This is a genomic window from Micromonospora sp. NPDC049891 (assembly GCF_040660295.1).
Lineage (GTDB): Bacteria > Actinomycetota > Actinomycetes > Mycobacteriales > Micromonosporaceae > Micromonospora.
In genome coordinates this window covers 442,483-461,383 of the sequence record NZ_JBFAML010000001.1, presented here as the reverse complement: position 1 = coordinate 461,383, position 18,901 = coordinate 442,483, and the positions used below count along the sequence as shown (strand labels likewise).

Genomic DNA, 18,901 nt, shown 5'->3' with positions numbered 1-18,901 from the left:
CGGCGTGTGGTCGATCCGCTCGACGGCACCCACCCCCTTTGATTAGCTAGCGCCCGTTCCGGTCATGCTGGGAGGCGCGGTGCAGAACCCCACCGACGCGAGCGCAATGACCCTCGCGGACGTCCGGCGCGATGTCGCCGACCTGCTCGGCTGTCCGCCGACGCAGCTCCACGACGACAGCGACCTGCTGCATCTGGGTCTCGACTCGATAAGTGTGATGCGGCTGGCGGCAGGCTGGCAGGCCGCCGGGGTGCCGGTCACGTACGGCGACCTCTTCCAGTGGCGCACGGTGCGGCAGTGGTGGGACCTGATGTCGGCGTTGCCCGGGACCGCCGCACCTGCCGCACCGCCGCTTGTCGATCCCGTCGATGCCACGGTTGCGTTCCCGCTCGCCACGATGCAACACGCCTACTGGGTGGGCCGGTCCGACGGCGTGCCGCTGGGTGGCGTCGGCGCCCACTTCTGCAACGAGTTCGACGGCGAAGGCGTCGAACCCGAGCGTCTGGAGCGGGCGGTCCACGCGCTGATCCGCCGCCACCCGATGCTGCGGGCCGCATTCGCGGACGCCCAGCAGCGGGTGCTGCCCGACTCCGACTGGAAGCTGACCGTCCACGACCTGCGCGACCTCTCGCTGGCACAGCGCGACGAGGCGCTGCTGCGGGTGCGCGATCACCTGTCGCACCGTCGGATGCGGGTGGAGATGGGCGAGGTCTTCGACGTGCAGCTCTCGCTGCTGCCCGGCGGCGTCACCCGGGTACACGTGCAGATCGAGATGCTCGTCGCCGACGCCCACAGCTTCCGGGTGCTCCTCGCCGACCTGGCCGCTCTCTACTCGGGTCGCGACGACCAACTCGCCCCGCTCGGCGTGTCGTTTCCCGAGTACCTGGCGTCGACCGGCGCCGAGCAGCCGCCGGCCGACGACGTGGCCTACTGGCGCGGCCGGCAGGAGAGCCTGCCCGGCCCGCCGCAACTGCCGCTGGCGACCCCGCCCACCGCGGTCCACGGACACCGCGTCGGCCGCCGGCACCGGAGCCTGGACCCGGCCGCGGCCACGGCGGTACGGCAGACCGCACACCGGCACGGACTCACGCCGGCGGTCGCGTTCCTCAACGCCTTCGCCGACGTGCTGGCCACGTTCAGTGCGGAGGACCGGTTCGTGCTCGGCCTGCCGCGCTACGACAGACGTCCGGTGCACCCCGACATCGGCGCGGTCGTCGGTGACTTCACGAACCTCGTCCTCCTCGAAGTGGACGTGGCCGGCTGCGTGACATTCGCCGGTCGGGCGGCGGCCCTGCAGGAGCAACTGCGCCGCGATCTGTCCCATGGCGGGGTCAGCGGCGTCGAGGTGCTCAGGCAGTTGGCCCGGCTCCGGGGAACCGAGGCGGTCGGGGCGCCTGTGGTGTTCACCAGCGCCCTCAGTCTCGGGGACCTCTTCCCGCCCGAGGTCCGGCGCTGTTTCGGCACGCCCGGCTGGACGACCTCGCAGACGCCCCAGGTCTGGCTCGACTTCCAGGTCACCGAGCGCGAGGGTGGGCTGTTGCTGAACTGGGACGTGGTCGAGGAGTTGTTCCCGCCCGGGCTCATCGACGCGATGTTCCAGGCCTACAGCCGACTGGTCGATCGGCTCATCACCGAGCAGGACTGGGAACGGACGCTGCCGGTGGCGCTCGATCCGGCGGTCGCCGCCCGCCGGGCGACAGTCAACGCGACCGACACGCCGGTACGGGAGCGGCGGCTGCACGACGACTTCTTCGCGTACGCCGACCGGCATCCCGACCGGGTGGCGCTCTGCGGCACCGGCGGCCGCTGGCACTACGGGGAACTGGCGCGGCGGGCCGATGCCCTGGCCGCGACGCTCATCAGCCGCGGCCTGACCGACGGCGACTGCGTGGCCGTCACCCTCCCGAAGGGCTTCTGGCAGGTGGCAGCCGTGCTCGCCGTGCTCCGGGCCGGCGGGGTGTACGTACCGGTCGGCCCGGACCAGCCGGCCCCGCGTCGGGCCGCCATCCTGGCTCGGGCCGGCGTGCGGCTGGCGATCACCGCCGACACCGACGCCGAGCCGGTCGTCGAAGCGGTCCCGCCGGGCGGGCCGACCGCCGCCCACACCGCGGCACCACGCACCGACCCGGTGGCGTACGTGCTGTTCACCTCCGGGTCGACAGGCGAGCCCAAGGGCGTCGAGGTCGGCCACCGGGCCGCCCTGAACACGATCGACGACCTGACCCGGCGGTTCGCCGTCGGACCGGACGATCGCCTGATCTCCGTGTCCGCCCTCGACTTCGACCTGTCCGTGTTCGACATCTTCGGCGCGCTCGGCACCGGGGCGTCCCTCACCGTCGTCGGGGAGCAGGAGCGGCGCGACGTCGCGGCCTGGTGCCGGCTCGTCACCCACTGGCGGGTCACCGTCTGGCAGTCGGTGCCGTTGCTGCTCGACACGTTCATGTCCGCAGTGGCCGAAACCGGCGCGCCGGTGCCGCTGCGGCTGGCACTCGTCGGCGGGGACTGGGTGGGACCGGAACTGTCGGCGCGGCTGGCCCGGGTCGCGCCGGGGGCACGCCTCATCGCGCTGGGTGGCACCACCGAGACCGCGATCCACTCCACGATTCAGGAGGTCCCGCCCGCACCGCCGGCACACTGGTCGGCGGTGCCCTACGGACGCCCGCTGGCCAACCAACGGCTCCGGGTGGTGGACCGGCGAGGCGACGACCGCCCCGACTGGGTTCCGGGCGAGCTGTGGATCGGCGGCGCATCGGTGGCGCGCGGTTACCGTGGGGATCCCGCCCTGACCGCCGACCGTTTCGTCACAAGCGCCGGTCTGCGCTGGTACCGCACCGGCGACCTGGCCCGCTGGTGGCCGGACGGCACAGTGGAGTTCCTCGGCCGCGCCGACCACCAGATCAAGCTTCGCGGTCACCGCATCGAGCCAGGCGAGATCGAAGCCGTCCTGCGGGCCTGTCCGGCCGTCGACGACGCCGTCGTGGTGGCCGTCGGCGCGGCGGCGCACCGGCGGCTGGCGGCCGCGGTGGTGCCGGCCGCCGACGATCCGGCGGAGGTGGATCCGCAGGCGCTCCACGAGTGGGTCCGCGACCAGCTGCCGGCCGCCATGGCGCCCCAGTCGTTCGTGGTGCTCGCCAGGTTGCCCTCCTCGGCCAACGGCAAGGTCGATCGCCGCCGGATCGCCGACCTGCTCGCGGCCGCCCCGGTGCGCCCGGTCCACCGCGACCCGGTGGGCGCCCGGGAGCAGCTGTTGGCGGAGCTGTGGGCCGAGTTGATCGGGCTCGACGTCGTCGGCCGCGACGACAGCTTCTTCGCCATCGGTGGCGACAGCCTGGTCGCCACCCGGATGCTGGCCCGGCTGGCCGCCGACGGCTTCGGCGGTGCCGAGCTGAGCCGCCTGTACGCCACGCCGGTGCTCGCGGACTTCGCCGCAGGCCTGTCCGAACTGCCGGCGGGCCCGTCCGCGTCGGCGCCGATCGAGTCCGATCCGGCGCACCGCTACGACCCGTTCCCCGCCACCGACGTGCAGCGGGCCTACTGGCTGGGCCGTCGCGAAGACTTCGCGCTCGGCGGCGTCGGCTCGCACTGGTACTGGGAGTTCGACGGCAGCGACGTCGACGTCGGTCGGCTGGAAACAGCCATCAATCGGCTCGTCGAACGGCACGACATGCTGCGCGCGATCTTCGACGACGACGGGCGGCAGCGCGTACTGGCCCGGGTGCCGACCTTCCGGATCGCCGTGACCTACGCCGACGCCGACGCCGTCGCCCGGATGAGGGGCACGCTCGCCGAGCGGGTGCCCGACCCACACCGGTGGCCGCTGCTGGAGGTCCGTGCGGTGTGTTACGGCGGCGACCGGACCGCCATCGGGTTCAGCTTCGACTACATCGTGCTGGACGCGCTGAGCATCGTGCGATTCTTCGCCGAGCTGTCGGCGCTCTATCGCGACCCGGCCGCCGAACTTCCGCCGGTCGACGTGACGTTCCGCGACTACGTCATCCAGGCCGCCCCACCCCCGGCGGTACGTGCGGCCGCCGAGACCTGGTGGTACGAGCGGATGGCCGACCTGCCCCCGGCTCCGGCGCTGCCGCTGGCCCGTGATCCGAACACCGTGCGACGGCCCCGGTTCCGTCGGCGGGAGGCGCGGCTGTCCCCCGGCCAGTGGCAGGGCCTGCGGGACCGGGCCCGGCGGGCGGGGGTCACTCCGGCCGGCGTGCTGCTGGCCGCGTACGCGGACGTACTCGGACGGTGGTCGGGCAGCACCGACCTCACCCTCAACGTCACGATGTTCAACCGCCGGGACGTGCACCCGCACGTCGACCGGGTTCTCGGCGACTTCACGTCGCTGGCCCTCGTACCGGCCCGGCTCGCACCCGGCGAGGCGTGGACGGCGACCGTCCGCCGGGTGCAGCAGGCCATGTGGGAGAGCGTCGAGCACGGCGCGGTGTCAGCCCTGTGGGTGCTGCGTGAGCGCCTACGCCGGGACCGCGACGCCGGACCGACGATGCCTGTCGTGTTCACCAGCGCGCTCGGCGTCGCGGACGAGCTGACCGGTCTGCGGTTCCCGTTCGGGGAGCTGGTGCACGGCCTGTCCCAGACCCCACAGGTCTGGCTCGACAACCAGGTGATGGAGCGTGCCGGTGGACTCGTGGTGACCTGGGACGGCGTCGACGAACTGTTCCCGCCGGGCCTGCTCGACGATGCCTTCGACGCCTACCGACGGCTGCTGGAGTGGCTCGCCGACGCGTCGTGGGAGCAGCCCGCGCCCGACCTCGTACCGGCCGCGCAGCGACGGGTCCGCGACGCGGTGAACGACACCGCCGGCCCGGTGCCGGCGGGCGGTCTGCTCGACGGGTTCCTCAACCAGGCGGCCCGCCGGCCCCACGCGCCGGCCCTGGCCTGGGGCACCGGCGTCGGCGACATGAGCTACGGCGCGCTTGTCGACTCGGCGTTGCGGGCGGCGCGCCGGCTGCACGACGCCGGGGTGACCGCCGGTGACCGGGTGGCGGTCAGCCTGCCCCGTGGACCGGCGCAGGTGGTGGCGGTGCTGGGGGTGCTGGCCGCCGGGGCGAGCTACCTCCCGGTCGGGATCGACCAGCCGGCCGACCGCCGCGACCGGATCCTGCGCGCCGCCGGCGTCCGGCTGGTCGTCGGGTTGCCCGGCACTACCGATGTGGTGCCGGTGGTCACCCTCGACCCGACGGCCGACCCGCTGCCCGCACCGGTGGCTGTCGACCCGGACGCGCTGGCGTACACCATCTTCACCTCGGGCTCCACCGGTACGCCGAAGGGTGTCGACATCACCCACCGGGCCGCGTTGAACACGATCGTCGACGTCAACCGGAGGTTCGCGGTCGGTGCCGACGACCGGGTGCTCGCGGTCTCCGCTCTCGACTTCGACCTGTCGGTCTACGACCTGTTCGGCATCCTGGGCGCGGGCGGCACTGTCGTGCTGGTGGCCGACGAGGACCGGCACGAGCCCCGACGGTGGGCGGCGCTCGTCGCGGCCAGGGGCGTGACCGTCTGGAACTCCGCGCCGGCTCTGCTCGACATGCTGCTGACCGCGGCCGACCCCGATGAGTTGCGGACCCTGCGGCTGGGTCTGGCCTCCGGCGACTGGATCTCCCTGGATCTGCCGGACCGGTTCGTCGCCGCCGCCGCGCCCGCGGCCCGGTTCGTCTCGCTGGGTGGTGCCACCGAGGCCGCGATCTGGTCCAACTTCCACGAGGTCAGCACCGTCGAGGACGGCTGGCGTTCGATTCCGTACGGTCGGCCACTGCGCAACCAGCGATTCCGGGTGGTCGACCCGCGAGGTCTCGACTGCCCCGACTGGGTCGCCGGTGAGCTGCGTATCGGTGGTGCCGGCCTGGCGGTCGGCTACCACGGCGCACCCGACCTCACCGCAGCATCCTTCGTGGATGGTCCGGACGGGCGCTGGTACCGCACCGGCGACCTGGGTCGCTACTGGCCGGACGGCACGCTGGAACTGCTCGGTCGCACCGACCTGCAGGTCAAGATCGGCGGGTACCGGGTCGAGCTGGGCGAGGTCGAGGCGATGACCGTGCGGCAGCCCGCGGTCACCGGCGCGGTGGCGCTCGCCCGGCCGGCCGCACGTGGCCGCCGGCTCGTCCTGGCCGTGCAGGCGGAGCCGGGTCACGACCCACACCCCGAGGAGATCCGTCGGCAGCTCGCCGAGCGGCTGCCCGGGTACATGGTCCCGGAGCTGATCGTGGTGGTGGACCGCTTCCCGGTGACCGCGAACGGCAAGGTCGACCGGGGCCGGGTGGCGCGGCTCTTCGACGAGCAGCCGACCGACGGTGGCGAGCCGCCTGACGGACCGGCGGAGATCCTGTTGGCCGCCGCGTGGACGCGGCTGCTGGACGCGCCGCAGATCGGCCGCCGGCACAACTTCCTCGAACTCGGTGGCGACAGCCTGCTGGCCACCCGGCTGGTCGAGCTGTTGCGCCGCGAGCACGGTGTCGAGCTGGCGCTGCGCGATGTGCTGGCCGCGCCGACGCTTGCGGAGATGGCGGCCGTCCTGGACCAGCAGTTGACGCTTACCGGCGGGCCGGTGGACGAGGGGGTGCTGTGAACACGACGGCGGCGCGGCTGGTGCGATCGTTGGCCGAGCAGGGCGTGCGGCTCTGGGTCGACGGCGGACAGCTACGGTTCCGGGCACCGCAGGGCGTACTCGACGACAGCGCACGCGATGCGGTCCGGGCCGTACGCGAGGAGATCATCGCCTACCTTGAGCAGGGTACGCCCGAGGTGGTGGCCGACCCGGAAGCCCGCCACGAGGCGTTCCCGGTCACCGACGTCCAGTCGGCCTACCTGCTCGGCCGGACCGGTTCGTTCGCGTACGGCGGGGTGGCCTGCCACGGTTACGGCGAGCTGACCTATCCGCGTATCGACGAGGCACGCATGGTCCGGGCCTGGCAGGAGGTCGTCCGGCGGCACGACATGCTCCGCGCCGTCGTCGACCTGGCCGGCACCCAGCGGGTGCTGCCCGATCCGCCACCGCTGCCGGTCGCGATATCCGACCTGCGCGGCAGGCCGGACGAGGAGTACCAGGCCGCCGTACGGCGCACCCGCGCCGAACTCGACCACCGCGTGGCCGACCCGACCCGGTGGCCGCTCGTGGAGGTACGCCTCACCCTGCACGACGAGACCACTGTCGTGCACGCCTCGATCGACTTCCTGGTCGCCGACTTCGTCAGTGTGCAGGTGATCCTCGACGAGGTGCACCGGCTGTACCTGGCACCCGAAGCGGAACTGCCCGCGCTGGAGCTGACGTTCCGCGACTATCTCGCGGCCGAACGCCGCTGGCGGGAAGCGCACCACGAGACGGCCCGCCGCTACTGGCTCGACCGGTTGCCCGACCTGCCCCCGGCGCCAGCGCTGCCCGTGCTCCCGTCGCCACCCGAGCCGCGGTTCCGCCGACGGGCCGCCGTGGTGTCGCCGGAGAGCTGGCGGCGGCTCCGCGACCAGGCCCGTCGCCACGGGGTGAGCCCGTCGACGGCCGTGCTCACCGCGTACCAGGAGGTCATCGCGGCGTGGAGCCGGAGCCCCGCCTTCACGGTCAACGTCACGCTGCTCAACCGGCTGCCGCTGCATCCGCAGGTGCCGGCCCTCGTCGGCGACTTCACCTCGGTCTCGCTGCTGGCCCGGGACGGCGTCGGGGCCACCTTCGCCGACCGCGCCCGCGAGGCGCAGCTACGGCTGTGGCAGGACATCGACCACCGGGCGTTCAGCGGCGTCGAGGTGATGCGTGAGATCACCCGCCGCAGCGGCGCCGGAGCGGCCATGTTCCCGATCGTGTTCACCAGCGCGATCGGGCTGGACACACCCACCCCGCCGGACGCGCCGACCCTCGGCCACGGCATCAGCCAGACCCCGCAGGTCTGGATCGACTGCCAGAACATCGAGCGGGACGGCGGCCTCTCGACCACCTGGGACGCCCGCGAGGGGGTGCTCCCCGACGTCCTGCTCGACGATGCCTTCGCCGCCTACGAGGACCTGCTGGCCCGACTCGCCGACGGTTCGGCCTGGTCGGCTCCGTACCCGGTCGGGCTGCCGGCCGCCCAGGCCCAGCGGCGGGCCACCGTCAACGCCACGACCGGGCCCGTGCCGGCCGGCCTCCTGCACGACGGCGTCGTCGCGCAGGCGACCCGGCAACCCGACCGGCCGGCGGTGATCGACGCCGACCGCACCATGACCTACGGCGAGTTGCTGGTGCACGCCAACGGCGTCGCGAACGCGCTCCTCGATGCCGGGTGCCGCCCGGGCGAACTGGTCGGCATCACCCTCGACCGCGGCTGTCACCAGCTCGTCGCCGTGCTGGGAACGCTGCTGGCCGGCGCGGTGTACGTACCCGTGGATCCCGCCCATCCGCCCCGGCGACGGGCCGAGATCATCGCCCGCTCCGGTATCCGACTCGTCCTCACCGACACCGCGTTCGTCGCCGGTCCGACCGGGACGACCGCGATCGTCGTCGCCACCTGTGCCCCCGCCGCCCGGCCCCCGGACGTTCCGCCCACCCGCCCCGACGAACTCGCCTATGTCATCCACACCTCCGGCTCGACCGGAGTGCCCAAAGGCGTCATGATCAGCCATCGGGCCGCCCTCAACACCGTCGCCGACGTCAACGCCCGCTTCGGAGTCGGGCCGGACGACCGCATCCTCGGCCTCTCCCAGCTCGGTTTCGACCTGTCGGTCTACGACATGTTCGGTCCGCTCAGCCACGGTGGCTGCCTCATCATGCCGGCCACCGACCGGCGCAACGATCCGTCGCACCTGGCCGCGCTGGCCGCCGCCCACGGCGCGACGATCTGGAACTCGGTCCCGGCCCAGATGCAGATGTTCGTCGACTACCTGACCGCGACGCCGACCCCCGGCCTCGACAACCTCCGGCTGGTGCTGCTCTCCGGCGACTGGATCCCGGTGCCACTGCCGGACGCGGTCCGCCGGCACCTGCCGGCGGCCCGCGTGGTGAGCCTCGGCGGCGCCACCGAGGCGGCGATCTGGTCGATCTTCCACCCGGTGGACCAGGTGGACCCGGCCTGGCCGAGCATCCCCTACGGGCGCCCGCTGACCAACCAGTCCTGGCACGTGCTCGACCAGGCCCTGCGGCCCTGCCCCGACCTCGTGGTGGGCGAACTCTTCATCGGCGGCCTCGGCCTGGCCGACGGGTATCTCGCTGACGCCGACCGCACCGCCGAGCGCTTTCCGACCCACCCGGAGACCGGGCAGCGGCTCTATCGCACCGGCGACCTGGGGCGGTACCTGACGAACGGTGACATCGAGTTCCTCGGCCGCGCGGACCACCAGGTCAAGATCCGGGGCTACCGGATCGAACCGGCCGAGGTGGACACCGCTCTGGCCACTCATCCCGCCGTCGGTCGCGCCGTGACGATCGCGGTCGGCGAACCGCCCCTCGGCCGTCGGCTGGTCTCCTTCGTCGAACCCGCCCACCATCCCGAACCCACACCGGCCGAGCGTGCCGGCGCCGCCCGTCCGGTCGCCGACAGCGCCCGCGACGCCGGTACCGAAGCTCTCAGCGGCGTTGACCTCGGGGCGTACCGCCGGTTCACCTCGGCGCTCGACCGGGCGGCGCTGCCCGGCATGGTGCTGGCACTGCGCCGCCTCGGGCTGTTCGGGTCCCGGGACGCGGTGCACACGCCCGATGAGATCGCCGCGGTGACCGGCCCTCGGCGCCGCCTGGTCCGACGCTGGCTACGGGTGCTAACCGCCGAGGGTCACCTCGCGCCCACCGCCGCCGGCCTCCGGCTGGTCCGGCCCGTCGACCAGTCCGACGTGGACAGCGCCTGGCAGGAGGTCGATCGGCTCACCGATCCCGACGACGCCAGCCTGGTCGGCTACTTCCGGGCCAGCCTGGACCGGCTCGCGGACCTGCTCCTCGACCATGCCGGAGCGCGTGACCTGCTCTTCCCGGAAGGCCGGATCGACATCTCCCGCCGGCTCTACGAGGACGCGCCGTTCAACAGGTGGGCCAACGCCGCCGCAGCCGGGGCGGTACGCCGGATCGCGGCGAGCCGACCGGCCGGCACGCCGCTGCGGGTGCTGGAGGTGGGAGCCGGCGCGGGCGGCACCACGGCAGCGGTTCTCGCCGCCCTCGACGGCATCGAGGTCAACTACCTCTGCACCGACCTGTCCCCGTTCTTCCTCGCGCACAGCCGGGAACGGTTCGCCGGGCGTACCGGGATGCGTTGGGCCACCGTCGACCTCAACTCCCCCGCCCGGGACCAGGGACTGTCGCCCAACACCTTCGACCTCGTCGTCGCCGGTGACGTCCTGCACGCGTGCACCGATGTCGACCGCACCCTGCGCAACCTGGCAGAGCTGCTGGCCCCCGGCGGCTGGTTGGTGGCGCTGGAGATGACCCGCGACCACTACCAGATCATGACCTCGCTCGAACTGCTGCTCTCGCCCGACGGGGAGGCCGGGGACTTCACCGACGCCCGCGCCGACACCGGCCACACCTTCCTCGACCCGGAGTCGTGGCTACGCGCCCTGGCTGGAGCCGGCGGCACGAGCCGGGTCAGCCTGCCCGACGGCGACGAGCCCGCCGGCACGCTGGGGATGGGCCTGTTCGCCGCGAGGTTCAAGGACCACCGGGCCGCCGCCACCCCTGACGAACTGACCGCGCACCTGGCCGAGCGACTCCCCGCCTACCTGCTGCCGGCCGCGTTCCAGGTGCTCGACACGCTGCCGCTTACCGACAACGGGAAGGTCGACCGGGTGGCGCTGCGGGAGCTGGCACCGAGACCCGCCGCCCAGGGCCCGGAGACTGATGGCAGCGGGGTGACCGCGGCCACCTCCGGGAGCGACCTGGAGCGCCGGCTCGCCGCAATCTGGGCCGCCGCGCTCGGACTCTCCACGGTGGAGCCGACCGCCAACCTCTTCGCGCTCGGTGGTGACTCTCTCGTCTCGGCCCGGATCGCCAGCCAGGTCCAGGCCGAGATCCCGGAAGCCAGGGAGCTTTACTTCGACGAGCTGCTGCGCGAGTTGCTGGAACACCCGACCGTGCGGGAACTGGCCCGGTGGATCGCCGCCGGCCGGACCACACCGGCCACCCCGGCGGCCGGGTCCGAACCGGTGGCCGACCAGGGTTCCCCGGTGGTGCCGCTGCGGGGGCGGGCGGACGACGGCCCGACGCTGACCGTGGTGCACGACTGCGCCGGCTCCCTGGAGTTGTGGCGGCCCCTCGCCGCATCCGCGGACGGGGCGTACGTCCAGGGGGTGGGCGCGACGACAGTACCCGCCCTCGGCGCGGGCATCGGCCTGGACCGACTCGCCGCCGAGCAGGCCCGAGCGGTCTCCGCCGCCGGCCCGGGCCCGGTGCGGCTGGTCGGCTACGGGTACGCCGCGTTGCTTGCCCTGGAAATCGGCCGAGCACTTGCCGACGGCGGCGTCACCGTCGATCGGGTGATCATCGTCGGCGGTCGACCCGCCCGCGCAGCGGTGGGTCCGGAGGAGATGCGGGCCGCGTTCACCGAGGAGACGGGTCGAGCACCGTCCACCGACGAGTTGTCCGCCTTCACCGCGCTCCACACCGCCCTCGCCGCCCACCGACCCACCCTCTACGCCGGCGACGTCACGCTCGTCCGCGGGGTCGACGACGATGACGCCGACGAGTTCTGGGCGGACCTGTGCCTCGAACCAGCGCAGGTCGTCGAGGTGGCGCTGCCCCGCCGCGACCTTCCAGCCGCACCGGAGACCCTCGCGGCGGCCCTGCCCGACAGCGGGACGCAGGCGTGACCGGCGTCCGGCGGACGACCGCGGACGGCGGTGTCATCGCCGTCGTCGGCGCCTCGGGCGCCGTTGGCCGCGCCGCCACCCGCCACCTGGTCGCCAGCGGCGGTGCACTGCGGTTGGGGGCCCGGCGGTCGGTCGAGGCGGACACCTCGGCCACCGTGGCGCGCGTCGACGTCGAGGACCCGGTCGCCCTGCACGACTTCTGCTCCGGTGCCGCAGTGGTCGCCAACTGCGCCGGACCGTCGGCGGTGGTCGGCGACCGGGTCGCCCGGATCGCGCTCGCGGTCGGGGCGCACTACGTCGACCCGGCCGGCGACGATCGGCTGGCCGCCCTGGTCGCGCCACTGACCGCCGGCACGGACCGGTGCGCCGTGCTCTCGGCCGGCATGATGCCCGGACTCAGCGGCGTCCTGCCGCGCTACCTGATCGGCACCCTGCCGACGCCGGCCCGGTGGCTGAAAGGTCACGTCGGCGGCCGGGACCACTTCAGCCCGGCAGGTGCCGCCGACTACCTGCGGGCCGACGAGTTCGGCACGGTGCACGCGGCCTGGCACGCCGGCCGCCTGGTGCCGTCGGCACCCACCGGCCGCGCGGCCACGGTGCCGTTCTTCCCCGAACCCGTACTGTCCACGCCGTTCCTCAGCACCGAGGCCGCTCGCATCGCCGCGACCGCCGGGCTGACCGAGGTCCGATGGCACTCGGCCTACGCCGACGGCCACCTGGCGGCCCTGCTGCGCGGGGCGGCGTCACCGGACCAACCGACAGGCGAGGCGCTGCGCCGGGCCGCCCGGCTCGACCTGTTCGGCCGTACCCCGTACCAGGTGATCGTGGTCGAGGCCGGCGGGGACGACGGATCGGCACGTGCGGTGGCGCTGTGGGGCCGGGGGGCGAGCGAGCTGACCGGTGCGATGGTCGCCCACTGCGCCACCCGACTGCGCGACGAGGGCGGCCCGCCGGGCACCCACCACGCCGCCGAGCTGCTCGACCCGGTCGCCACCGTGACCGCGATGCGGCACGCCGAAGCGGTCACCCGGATCGTCGAGGTCGACAGTACGGACGGTCTCCACCTGCGGGAGGGAACGCTGTGACAGGTGACAGTCGCACCCCGGTGGTGGTGGCCGGCACCCGGTTCGGTCAGGTCTACCTGGAGGCGTTCCGGGCCACCACCGCGCCGATCCGGCTGGCCGGCGTACTGGCCCGGGGCAGTGAACGGTCCCGCGCGTGCGCGGCGCGGTACGGCGTGCCGCTCTACCGCGACCCGGACGAGCTTCCCGACGACATCCGGATCGCCTGTGTGGTGATCCGGGGCGGGCTGCTGGGCGGCCCCGGCACCGAACTCGCCGGCCGGCTCATGGCGCGCGGGGTGCACGTCCTCCAGGAGCACCCGCTGCACCACGACGAGCTGGCCGACTCTCTTCGAACCGCCCGCCGACACGGCGTCATCTACCGGCTCAACCCGTTCTACCGGCACCTGCCGCCGGTGCGGCGGTTCGTCGGCGCCGCCCGCGATCTGCTCCGGCGTCAGCGCCCCCGCTACGTCGACGCGGCCTGCGGTTTCCAGCTCGCCTACTCGTTGTTCGACATCCTCGGGCTGGCCCTCTCCGGCCTGCGTCCCTGGTCCTTCAACCCACCGGCGGTCCCCGGGGCCGGGCCGTCCGACCTGTCGCCACCGTTCCGCACGCTGGAGGGGGTACTGGCCGGCGTGCCCACGACGATCCGCATCCAGAACGAACTGGACCCGGCCGACCCGGACAACTACGCCCACCTGCTGCACCGCGTCACCATCGGTACCGACGCCGGGAACCTGACGCTCGTCGGCACCCACGGCCCCGTCGTGTGGTCGGCCCGGCCCGTCTTTCCCCGTACGGTGGCCGACCCGGCCGCTCCCGCCCACTTCGACAAGGGCGTCGACGTCCGCGCCGCGCCCAGCGCGGTCGTGCTCGGACCGACCGCGTCGGCGTCCTACGAGGAACTGTTCGCCACCATGTGGCCGGCCGGCGTCGCCACCGCTGTCGACGAGCTGCGGCGCGACATACCCGGTGGTCCGGCGCGGGCCGACGGCCAGTACCAGCTCACCCTGTGCCAACTCTGGCAGGACGTCAGCGCGCTGCTGGGGCCACCGGACCTGATCGCCGGTGGTGAGCTGGATCCGCTGAGCGCGGCCGACATCGAGGCGCTGGCGCGCGCCGGGGAGGCTGCGGCCGGCGATGGATGACCACCCCGACCGCTGGCTGCGGTGCTTCCACACCCGGCCTGCCGCCCGCGTACGCCTGGTCTGCTTTCCGCACGCCAGTGGGAACGCGTTGTTCTACCGCGACTGGGGAGCCCTGCTGCCGGAAGGCGTCGAAACGTGGGCGGTGCAGTACCCGGGCCGGCTGGACCGCCTCTCCGAGCCGTGCGTCACGGACATGGCCGAGCTGGCCGACCGGGTGACCGAGGCACTGCTGCCGTTCACCCGGACCGGAGGCTTGGCCCTGTTCGGGCACAGCATGGGTGCCGCGATCGCCTACGAGGTGACCCGTCGCCTGGAGCACCGGCGCGGCGTCGCCGTCCGACACCTGTTCGTCTCCGCTCATCCGTCTCCCGCCCTGCACCGGATCGGAAGCCTGCACCTCGACTCCGACGACGCGCTCTGGGACGAGTTGCGCCGGCAGGACGCGACAAGCACGGAAACCCTTGCCCATCCCCAGTTACGGGCCCTGATCATGCCGGCGCTACGCAGCGACTACCGGCTGATCGAGACCTGGCAGCCGGCACCCGCTCCCCCGCTGTCCTGCCCGGTCACCGCCCTCGGCGGGTGGGACGACCCCGACGTCGCTCCGGCCGAGCTGACGGACTGGGCGCGATTCACCACCGGCCCGTACCGGCGACTGGTGCGCCCCGGTGGTCACTTCTATCTCGTCGAGGAACTCGACGCCGTCGTCGCGGCGCTCGCACACGGACTCGGCGACAACGGCTGAGCCGGACCCAACCGGCCGTCGAGGAACGCGTCCCACATCACCCGGCGGCGCGGCTTGCCGCTGGTCGTGCGGGCGATGCCACCGGCGGTGGCGGTCACGGCCAGCAGGTCGGCGCCGACGAACCGGCCGGCCAGCGCCTCGGCGGAGAGCCGCCACCAGTCGGGCTGCGGGCGTTCCAGCACGACGACCACCGTCGGCCGGCCGGCGCGGCTGCCGGCCAGCACGGCCACCCGACCCAGCGGGATCCCGCCGTCGGCGGCGATCGCGGTCTCCACGTCGGCCGCGAAGACGAAGCGGCCGTGGACCTTCACCCCGTCGCCGAGCCGGCCGACGACGAACAACTCCCCGTCGTGGAGGAAGCCCGCGTCGCCGGTGTGCACCGGGGCCGACCCGACGCCGGCACCGCCGACCACTATCTCGCCGAGCTGTCCCGGTGCCGCCGGACGCCCGTCACCGTCCCGGACCGAAACGGTGACCCCGGACAGCGGCGTGCCGCACCCCACCACCGCGCCCTCGGTGGGGGTGCTGACCACGCGCCAGGGTTCGCCGGACGCCACCCCGGTGACCGCCAGGGTCGCCTCCGCCAGGCCGTACGCCGGACGCAACGCCGACGGACGCAGGCCGAACGGCCCGAGCAGCTCCGCGAACCGGTGCAGGGTGGCCGGCGGGATCCGCTCCGCGCCCACGATCACCGACCGCCAGGCGCTGAAGTCGAGGCCGGCGAGGCTCTCCGGGCGTACCCGTCGGGTCAGGTAGTCGAGGCCGAAGGCCGGCATCGCGGTCAGCCGGGCGCCGTGCCGCCCGAAGCACTCCAGGTAGCGCATCGGGCGGCGCAGGAACTCGACCGTCGGCATGGACCACAGGTCACCACCCACCGTCACCGGCAGCAGCAGACACCCGATCAGTCCCATGTCGTGGTGCACGGGCAGCCAGGACGCGGTCGGATCAGCGGGCGTCATCCGCAGCCAGCGGGCGATCGCGCCGAGGTTGGCGGTGAGCGCTCCGGTGCCTACCCGTACGCCCCGGGCGGGGCCGGTGGTGCCCGAGGTGAACTGGACCACCGCCACGGCTGGCACCGGCCGGCCGGGCTCGCGATCGGCGTCGGGGGCCGCGGCGAGGAGTTCGTCCAGCGGGGCCGCGTCGACGCCCCGGACGGCCGCCAGCTCGCCCGTCCGGGCGAAGGCCGGTTCGTGCACCACCAGGGTCGGTGTCGACCAGCCGAGCAACCTGTCGGCATGCGCTTCGTAGCGGTCGGCGCGGGCGAAGGCCGCAGGTGGCGGTAGTGGGGCCGGTGTCGCACCGGCGAGCAGCGCCCCGAAGAACATCGCGACGAAGCGCGGACCGCCCGCCAGCCCGAGAGCCACGACGTCGCCGGGACGCACACCGGCGGCGACGAGCGCGCCCGCCGACCGGCGGGTAAGCGCGGCGAGGGAGTCGTAGGACCACTCGTCCCAGCCCTCGGTGCTCGCGAATCGCACCCACCCGCCGCGCCGGGGCCGCCGTGTCCAGGCAAGCAGATCGATGTCCATAGCCCGCTCCACCTCGGTGTACGCCTCCACTGTCGAGCACACTAGGCCGGGTCACCGGGCGCGGGTAGCGTGCGGAGAATGCGGGTTCGGGTGGACACCGACCAGTGCGACAGCACCGGGTTGTGCGCGGCGGTCGCACCGGAGATCTTCGCTCTCGGCGCCGACGACGTTCTGGTCGTACGGTCGCCGACGGTTGACCCACTGCAGGTGCCGGCCGCGGAGGCCGCCGCGCGGGCATGCCCGAAAATGGCGATCGAACTGGTGGAGCGGTGAGGCGGGTCGGCGGCCGTGAACCAGTGATCGTCGCCGCTGCCCGGACTCCGATCGGCCGCCGGGACGGCTGGCTGTCCGGCCTCAAGGCAGTCGAGCTGCTGCGGATCGTGCAGCGAGAGGTCCTCGACCGGGCCGGTGTACCGCCGGACGAGGTTGATCAGATCATCGGCGGCTGCGTGACCCAGATCGGCGAACAGAGCCTCAATGTCACCCGCAACGCCTGGCTCAGCACCGGTCTCAGCCCGGCCGTGGGCTGCACCACAGTGGACGCGTCGTGTGGGTCGGCTCAGCAGGCCAACCACCTGGTCGCGGCACTGATCGCGGCGGGCGCCATCGACGTCGGCATCGCCTGCGGGGTGGAGTCGATGAGCCGGGTGCCGATCGGCGCCAACCTGCGCCTCGGGCCCGGGCACTACAAGACCCGCGACTATCCCTGGGACGACCCACCGCACGCGCAGTTCGGCGGGGCCGAACGTATCGCGCGGCGTCAGCGGCTGACCCGCGCCGACCTCGACGCGTACGGAGTGCGATCCCAGGCCCGGGCCGCCGTAGCGCAGGCTGCCGGGCGATTCGACGCCGAACTGGTGGCCGTCGAGGCGCCGACCGCCGACGGCACCCGTCGCGTCGACCGCGACGAGGGACTGCGGGCGACCACCCGGGCCGGGCTGGCCGCGCTGCGGCCGGTCATCGACGACGGGCTGCACACCGCCGGCACCACCTCCCAGGTCTCCGACGGCGCGGCCGCGATCCTGTGGATGTCGGCGGAGCGGGCCCGTGCGCTCGGCGTCACCCCCCGGGCCCGGCTGGCACAGCAGGTCGTGACCGGTGCCGACCCCTACTTCCTTCTCGACGGGCCGGTGGCGGCCACCACCAGACTGCTCGACCGGGCCGGCATCCGGCCTGACGACATCGACCTGTTCGAGGTGAACGAGGCGTTCGCCGCTGTCGTGCTCAACTGGCTGTCCGCCTTCCCCGTCGACGCGGACCGGGTGAACGTCAACGGCGGTGCCATCGCGCTCGGTCACCCACTCGGTGCCAGCGGCACCCGCCTGCTGGTCACCGCGCTGCACGAACTGGAGCGGCGCGACGCGGCCACCGCCCTGGTGACCATGTGCTGCGGCGGTTCCCTCGGCACCGCGAGCCTGCTCGAACGGGTCTGACCATGGACCACCGGCAGTTTTTCCGCGACGCCCGCGACGACCTCGACGGGCCACTGCACGGCGTCCGGGTGCTCGACGTGACGAAGGTGTGGTCCGGGCCGCTGGCGACCTGCGTACTTGCCGATCTCGGTGCCGACGTCGTGCGGGTCGAGCTGCCCGACGGCCGCGACGGTGAGGTGCCGCCCGCGATTCCGGGCACCGGCCTGTCCTGGTTCCGGCAGAGCGTCAACCGGAACAAGCGCAGCGTCGGCGCCGACCTGCGTACCGACGAGGGCCGGCGCACCCTGCTGTCCCTGGTCCGCGCGGCCGACGTGCTCGTCGAGAACTACCGCCCCGGTGTGCTGGAGCGGTGGGGCGTCGGCTACCCGCAGTGCCGGGCCGTCCGCCCGGAGCTGGTCTACGTCTCGGTGTCCGGCTGGGGCCAGTACGGGCCGGGCGTGGACAGGTCGGCCTACGACCCGGTGGTGCAGGCCGCCGGCGGGTGGATGGCGCTCAACGGACCGCCCGACGGACAGCCGGTACGCGCACCGACGTTCCTCGCCGACGAACTGGCCGGGCTGCACGCCGCCATCGCGGCGCTGGGTGCGCTGGCGCACCGGTCCCGTACCGGCGAGGGGCAGCACGTCGACGTCGCGATGCTCGACTCGTTGCTGTTCAGCAGCAGCGGCCTGCTGTCGCTGGCCGCAGCCGGCGCCCCTCCCCAACGGATGGGTAACCAGACCGATTTCGTGGTGCCCGCGAACGTCTACCACTGCCGCGACGGGGACATCTATCTGGCCGTCTCGCTGGACCGGCACTGGCGGCGGCTGACCGCGCTGATGGGCCGCCCCGAGCTGGCCCGCGATCCGGCCTTCGCCACGAACCGGGACCGGCTCGCCAACCGGAGCCTGGTCGACGCGGTCGTGGCCGGCTGGTGCGCGACGGTGACCGTGGCCGCGGCGGTGGCCGCGCTCGCCGAGGCGGGCCTGGCGGTGTCGGCCGTGCGGGATCTGCGCCAGGTCGCCGACGACCCCCAGGTGCGGGTCCGGCAGATGCTGCAACGGACCCGGCTGCACAACGGCACGGAGGCCGAGCTGACCGGTCCCGCCGCCAAGTTCTCCCGCACTCCCACCCGGATCCGCCGGCCCGCCCCGGCGTCGGGCGCGGACACCGCCGAGGTCCTCCGGGAGTGGGTCGCCGACGCCTGAGTGCGTGTGGTCGCCGGTGC

At 73.6% G+C, this 18,901-nt stretch carries 9 protein-coding genes; 8 read left to right on the top strand and 1 reads right to left on the bottom strand.

All coding sequences use genetic code 11. The annotated features are described in order from the left end of the window. The first annotated feature begins 79 nt into the window (after positions 1–79). From AB0I71_RS02270 to AB0I71_RS02250, 5 genes are read left to right on the top strand one after another with little or no spacing between them, the layout of a single operon-like run. Positions 80–6,589 (top strand): amino acid adenylation domain-containing protein, encoded by a 6,510-nt coding sequence (locus AB0I71_RS02270; protein ID WP_357581410.1) that lies wholly within the window; start codon positions 80–82, stop codon positions 6,587–6,589. Next, positions 6,586–11,775, top strand: coding sequence for an amino acid adenylation domain-containing protein (locus tag AB0I71_RS02265; protein ID WP_357581409.1), 5,190 nt, complete (start codon positions 6,586–6,588; stop codon positions 11,773–11,775). Before AB0I71_RS02270 ends, AB0I71_RS02265 begins: the two co-directional genes overlap by 4 nt. Beyond that, positions 11,772–12,860 carry an NAD-dependent epimerase/dehydratase family protein gene (locus AB0I71_RS02260; protein WP_357581408.1) on the top strand — a complete coding sequence of 363 codons (1,089 nt, stop codon included), beginning with the start codon at positions 11,772–11,774 and terminating at the stop codon, positions 12,858–12,860. Before AB0I71_RS02265 ends, AB0I71_RS02260 begins: the two co-directional genes overlap by 4 nt. Then, the gene (locus AB0I71_RS02255) at positions 12,857–13,987 is read left to right on the top strand and encodes a Gfo/Idh/MocA family oxidoreductase (protein ID WP_357581407.1); all 1,131 of its coding nucleotides are present in this window, start codon (positions 12,857–12,859) and stop codon (positions 13,985–13,987) included. The genes AB0I71_RS02260 and AB0I71_RS02255 overlap by 4 nt, the downstream gene beginning before the upstream one ends. Next, positions 13,980–14,732, top strand: a complete 753-nt coding sequence (locus AB0I71_RS02250; protein WP_357581406.1) for an alpha/beta fold hydrolase — start codon at positions 13,980–13,982, stop codon at positions 14,730–14,732. The genes AB0I71_RS02255 and AB0I71_RS02250 overlap by 8 nt, the downstream gene beginning before the upstream one ends. Here the strand turns inward: AB0I71_RS02250 and AB0I71_RS02245 are convergent. Then, positions 14,666–16,291, bottom strand: coding sequence for an AMP-binding protein (locus tag AB0I71_RS02245; protein ID WP_357581405.1), 1,626 nt, complete (start codon positions 16,289–16,291; stop codon positions 14,666–14,668). The two genes, AB0I71_RS02250 and AB0I71_RS02245, sit on opposite strands and share 67 nt — an antisense overlap. A gap of 48 nt (positions 16,292–16,339) precedes the next feature. Here AB0I71_RS02245 and AB0I71_RS02240 point away from each other — a divergent pair, with 48 nt between their 5' ends. Genes AB0I71_RS02240 through AB0I71_RS02230 form a run of 3 tightly spaced genes read left to right on the top strand, consistent with a single transcriptional unit; the run spans position 16,340 to position 18,881 of the window. Then, positions 16,340–16,534: a ferredoxin gene (locus tag AB0I71_RS02240; protein ID WP_357581404.1), complete on the top strand. Its 195-nt coding sequence runs from the start codon at positions 16,340–16,342 to the stop codon at positions 16,532–16,534. Beyond that, positions 16,498–17,694: a steroid 3-ketoacyl-CoA thiolase gene (locus AB0I71_RS02235; protein ID WP_357581403.1), complete on the top strand. Its 1,197-nt coding sequence runs from the start codon at positions 16,498–16,500 to the stop codon at positions 17,692–17,694. The genes AB0I71_RS02240 and AB0I71_RS02235 overlap by 37 nt, the downstream gene beginning before the upstream one ends. Positions 17,695–17,696: 2 nt before the next feature. Further along, a complete protein-coding gene (locus AB0I71_RS02230) occupies positions 17,697–18,881 on the top strand; it encodes a CoA transferase (RefSeq protein ID WP_357581402.1) in 1,185 nt (394 codons plus the stop codon). Positions 18,882–18,901 lie beyond the last annotated feature (20 nt).

Excerpts from the sequence above, each read along its gene's own strand:
- AB0I71_RS02235 (WP_357581403.1), top strand. The coding sequence starts at position 16,498 with ATGCCCGAAAATGGCGATCGAACTGGTGGAGCGGTGAGGCGGGTCGGC.
- AB0I71_RS02230 (WP_357581402.1), top strand. The coding sequence starts at position 17,697 with ATGGACCACCGGCAGTTTTTCCGCGACGCCCGCGACGACCTCGACGGG.
- AB0I71_RS02240 (WP_357581404.1), top strand. The coding sequence starts at position 16,340 with ATGCGGGTTCGGGTGGACACCGACCAGTGCGACAGCACCGGGTTGTGC.
- AB0I71_RS02250 (WP_357581406.1), top strand. The coding sequence starts at position 13,980 with ATGGATGACCACCCCGACCGCTGGCTGCGGTGCTTCCACACCCGGCCT.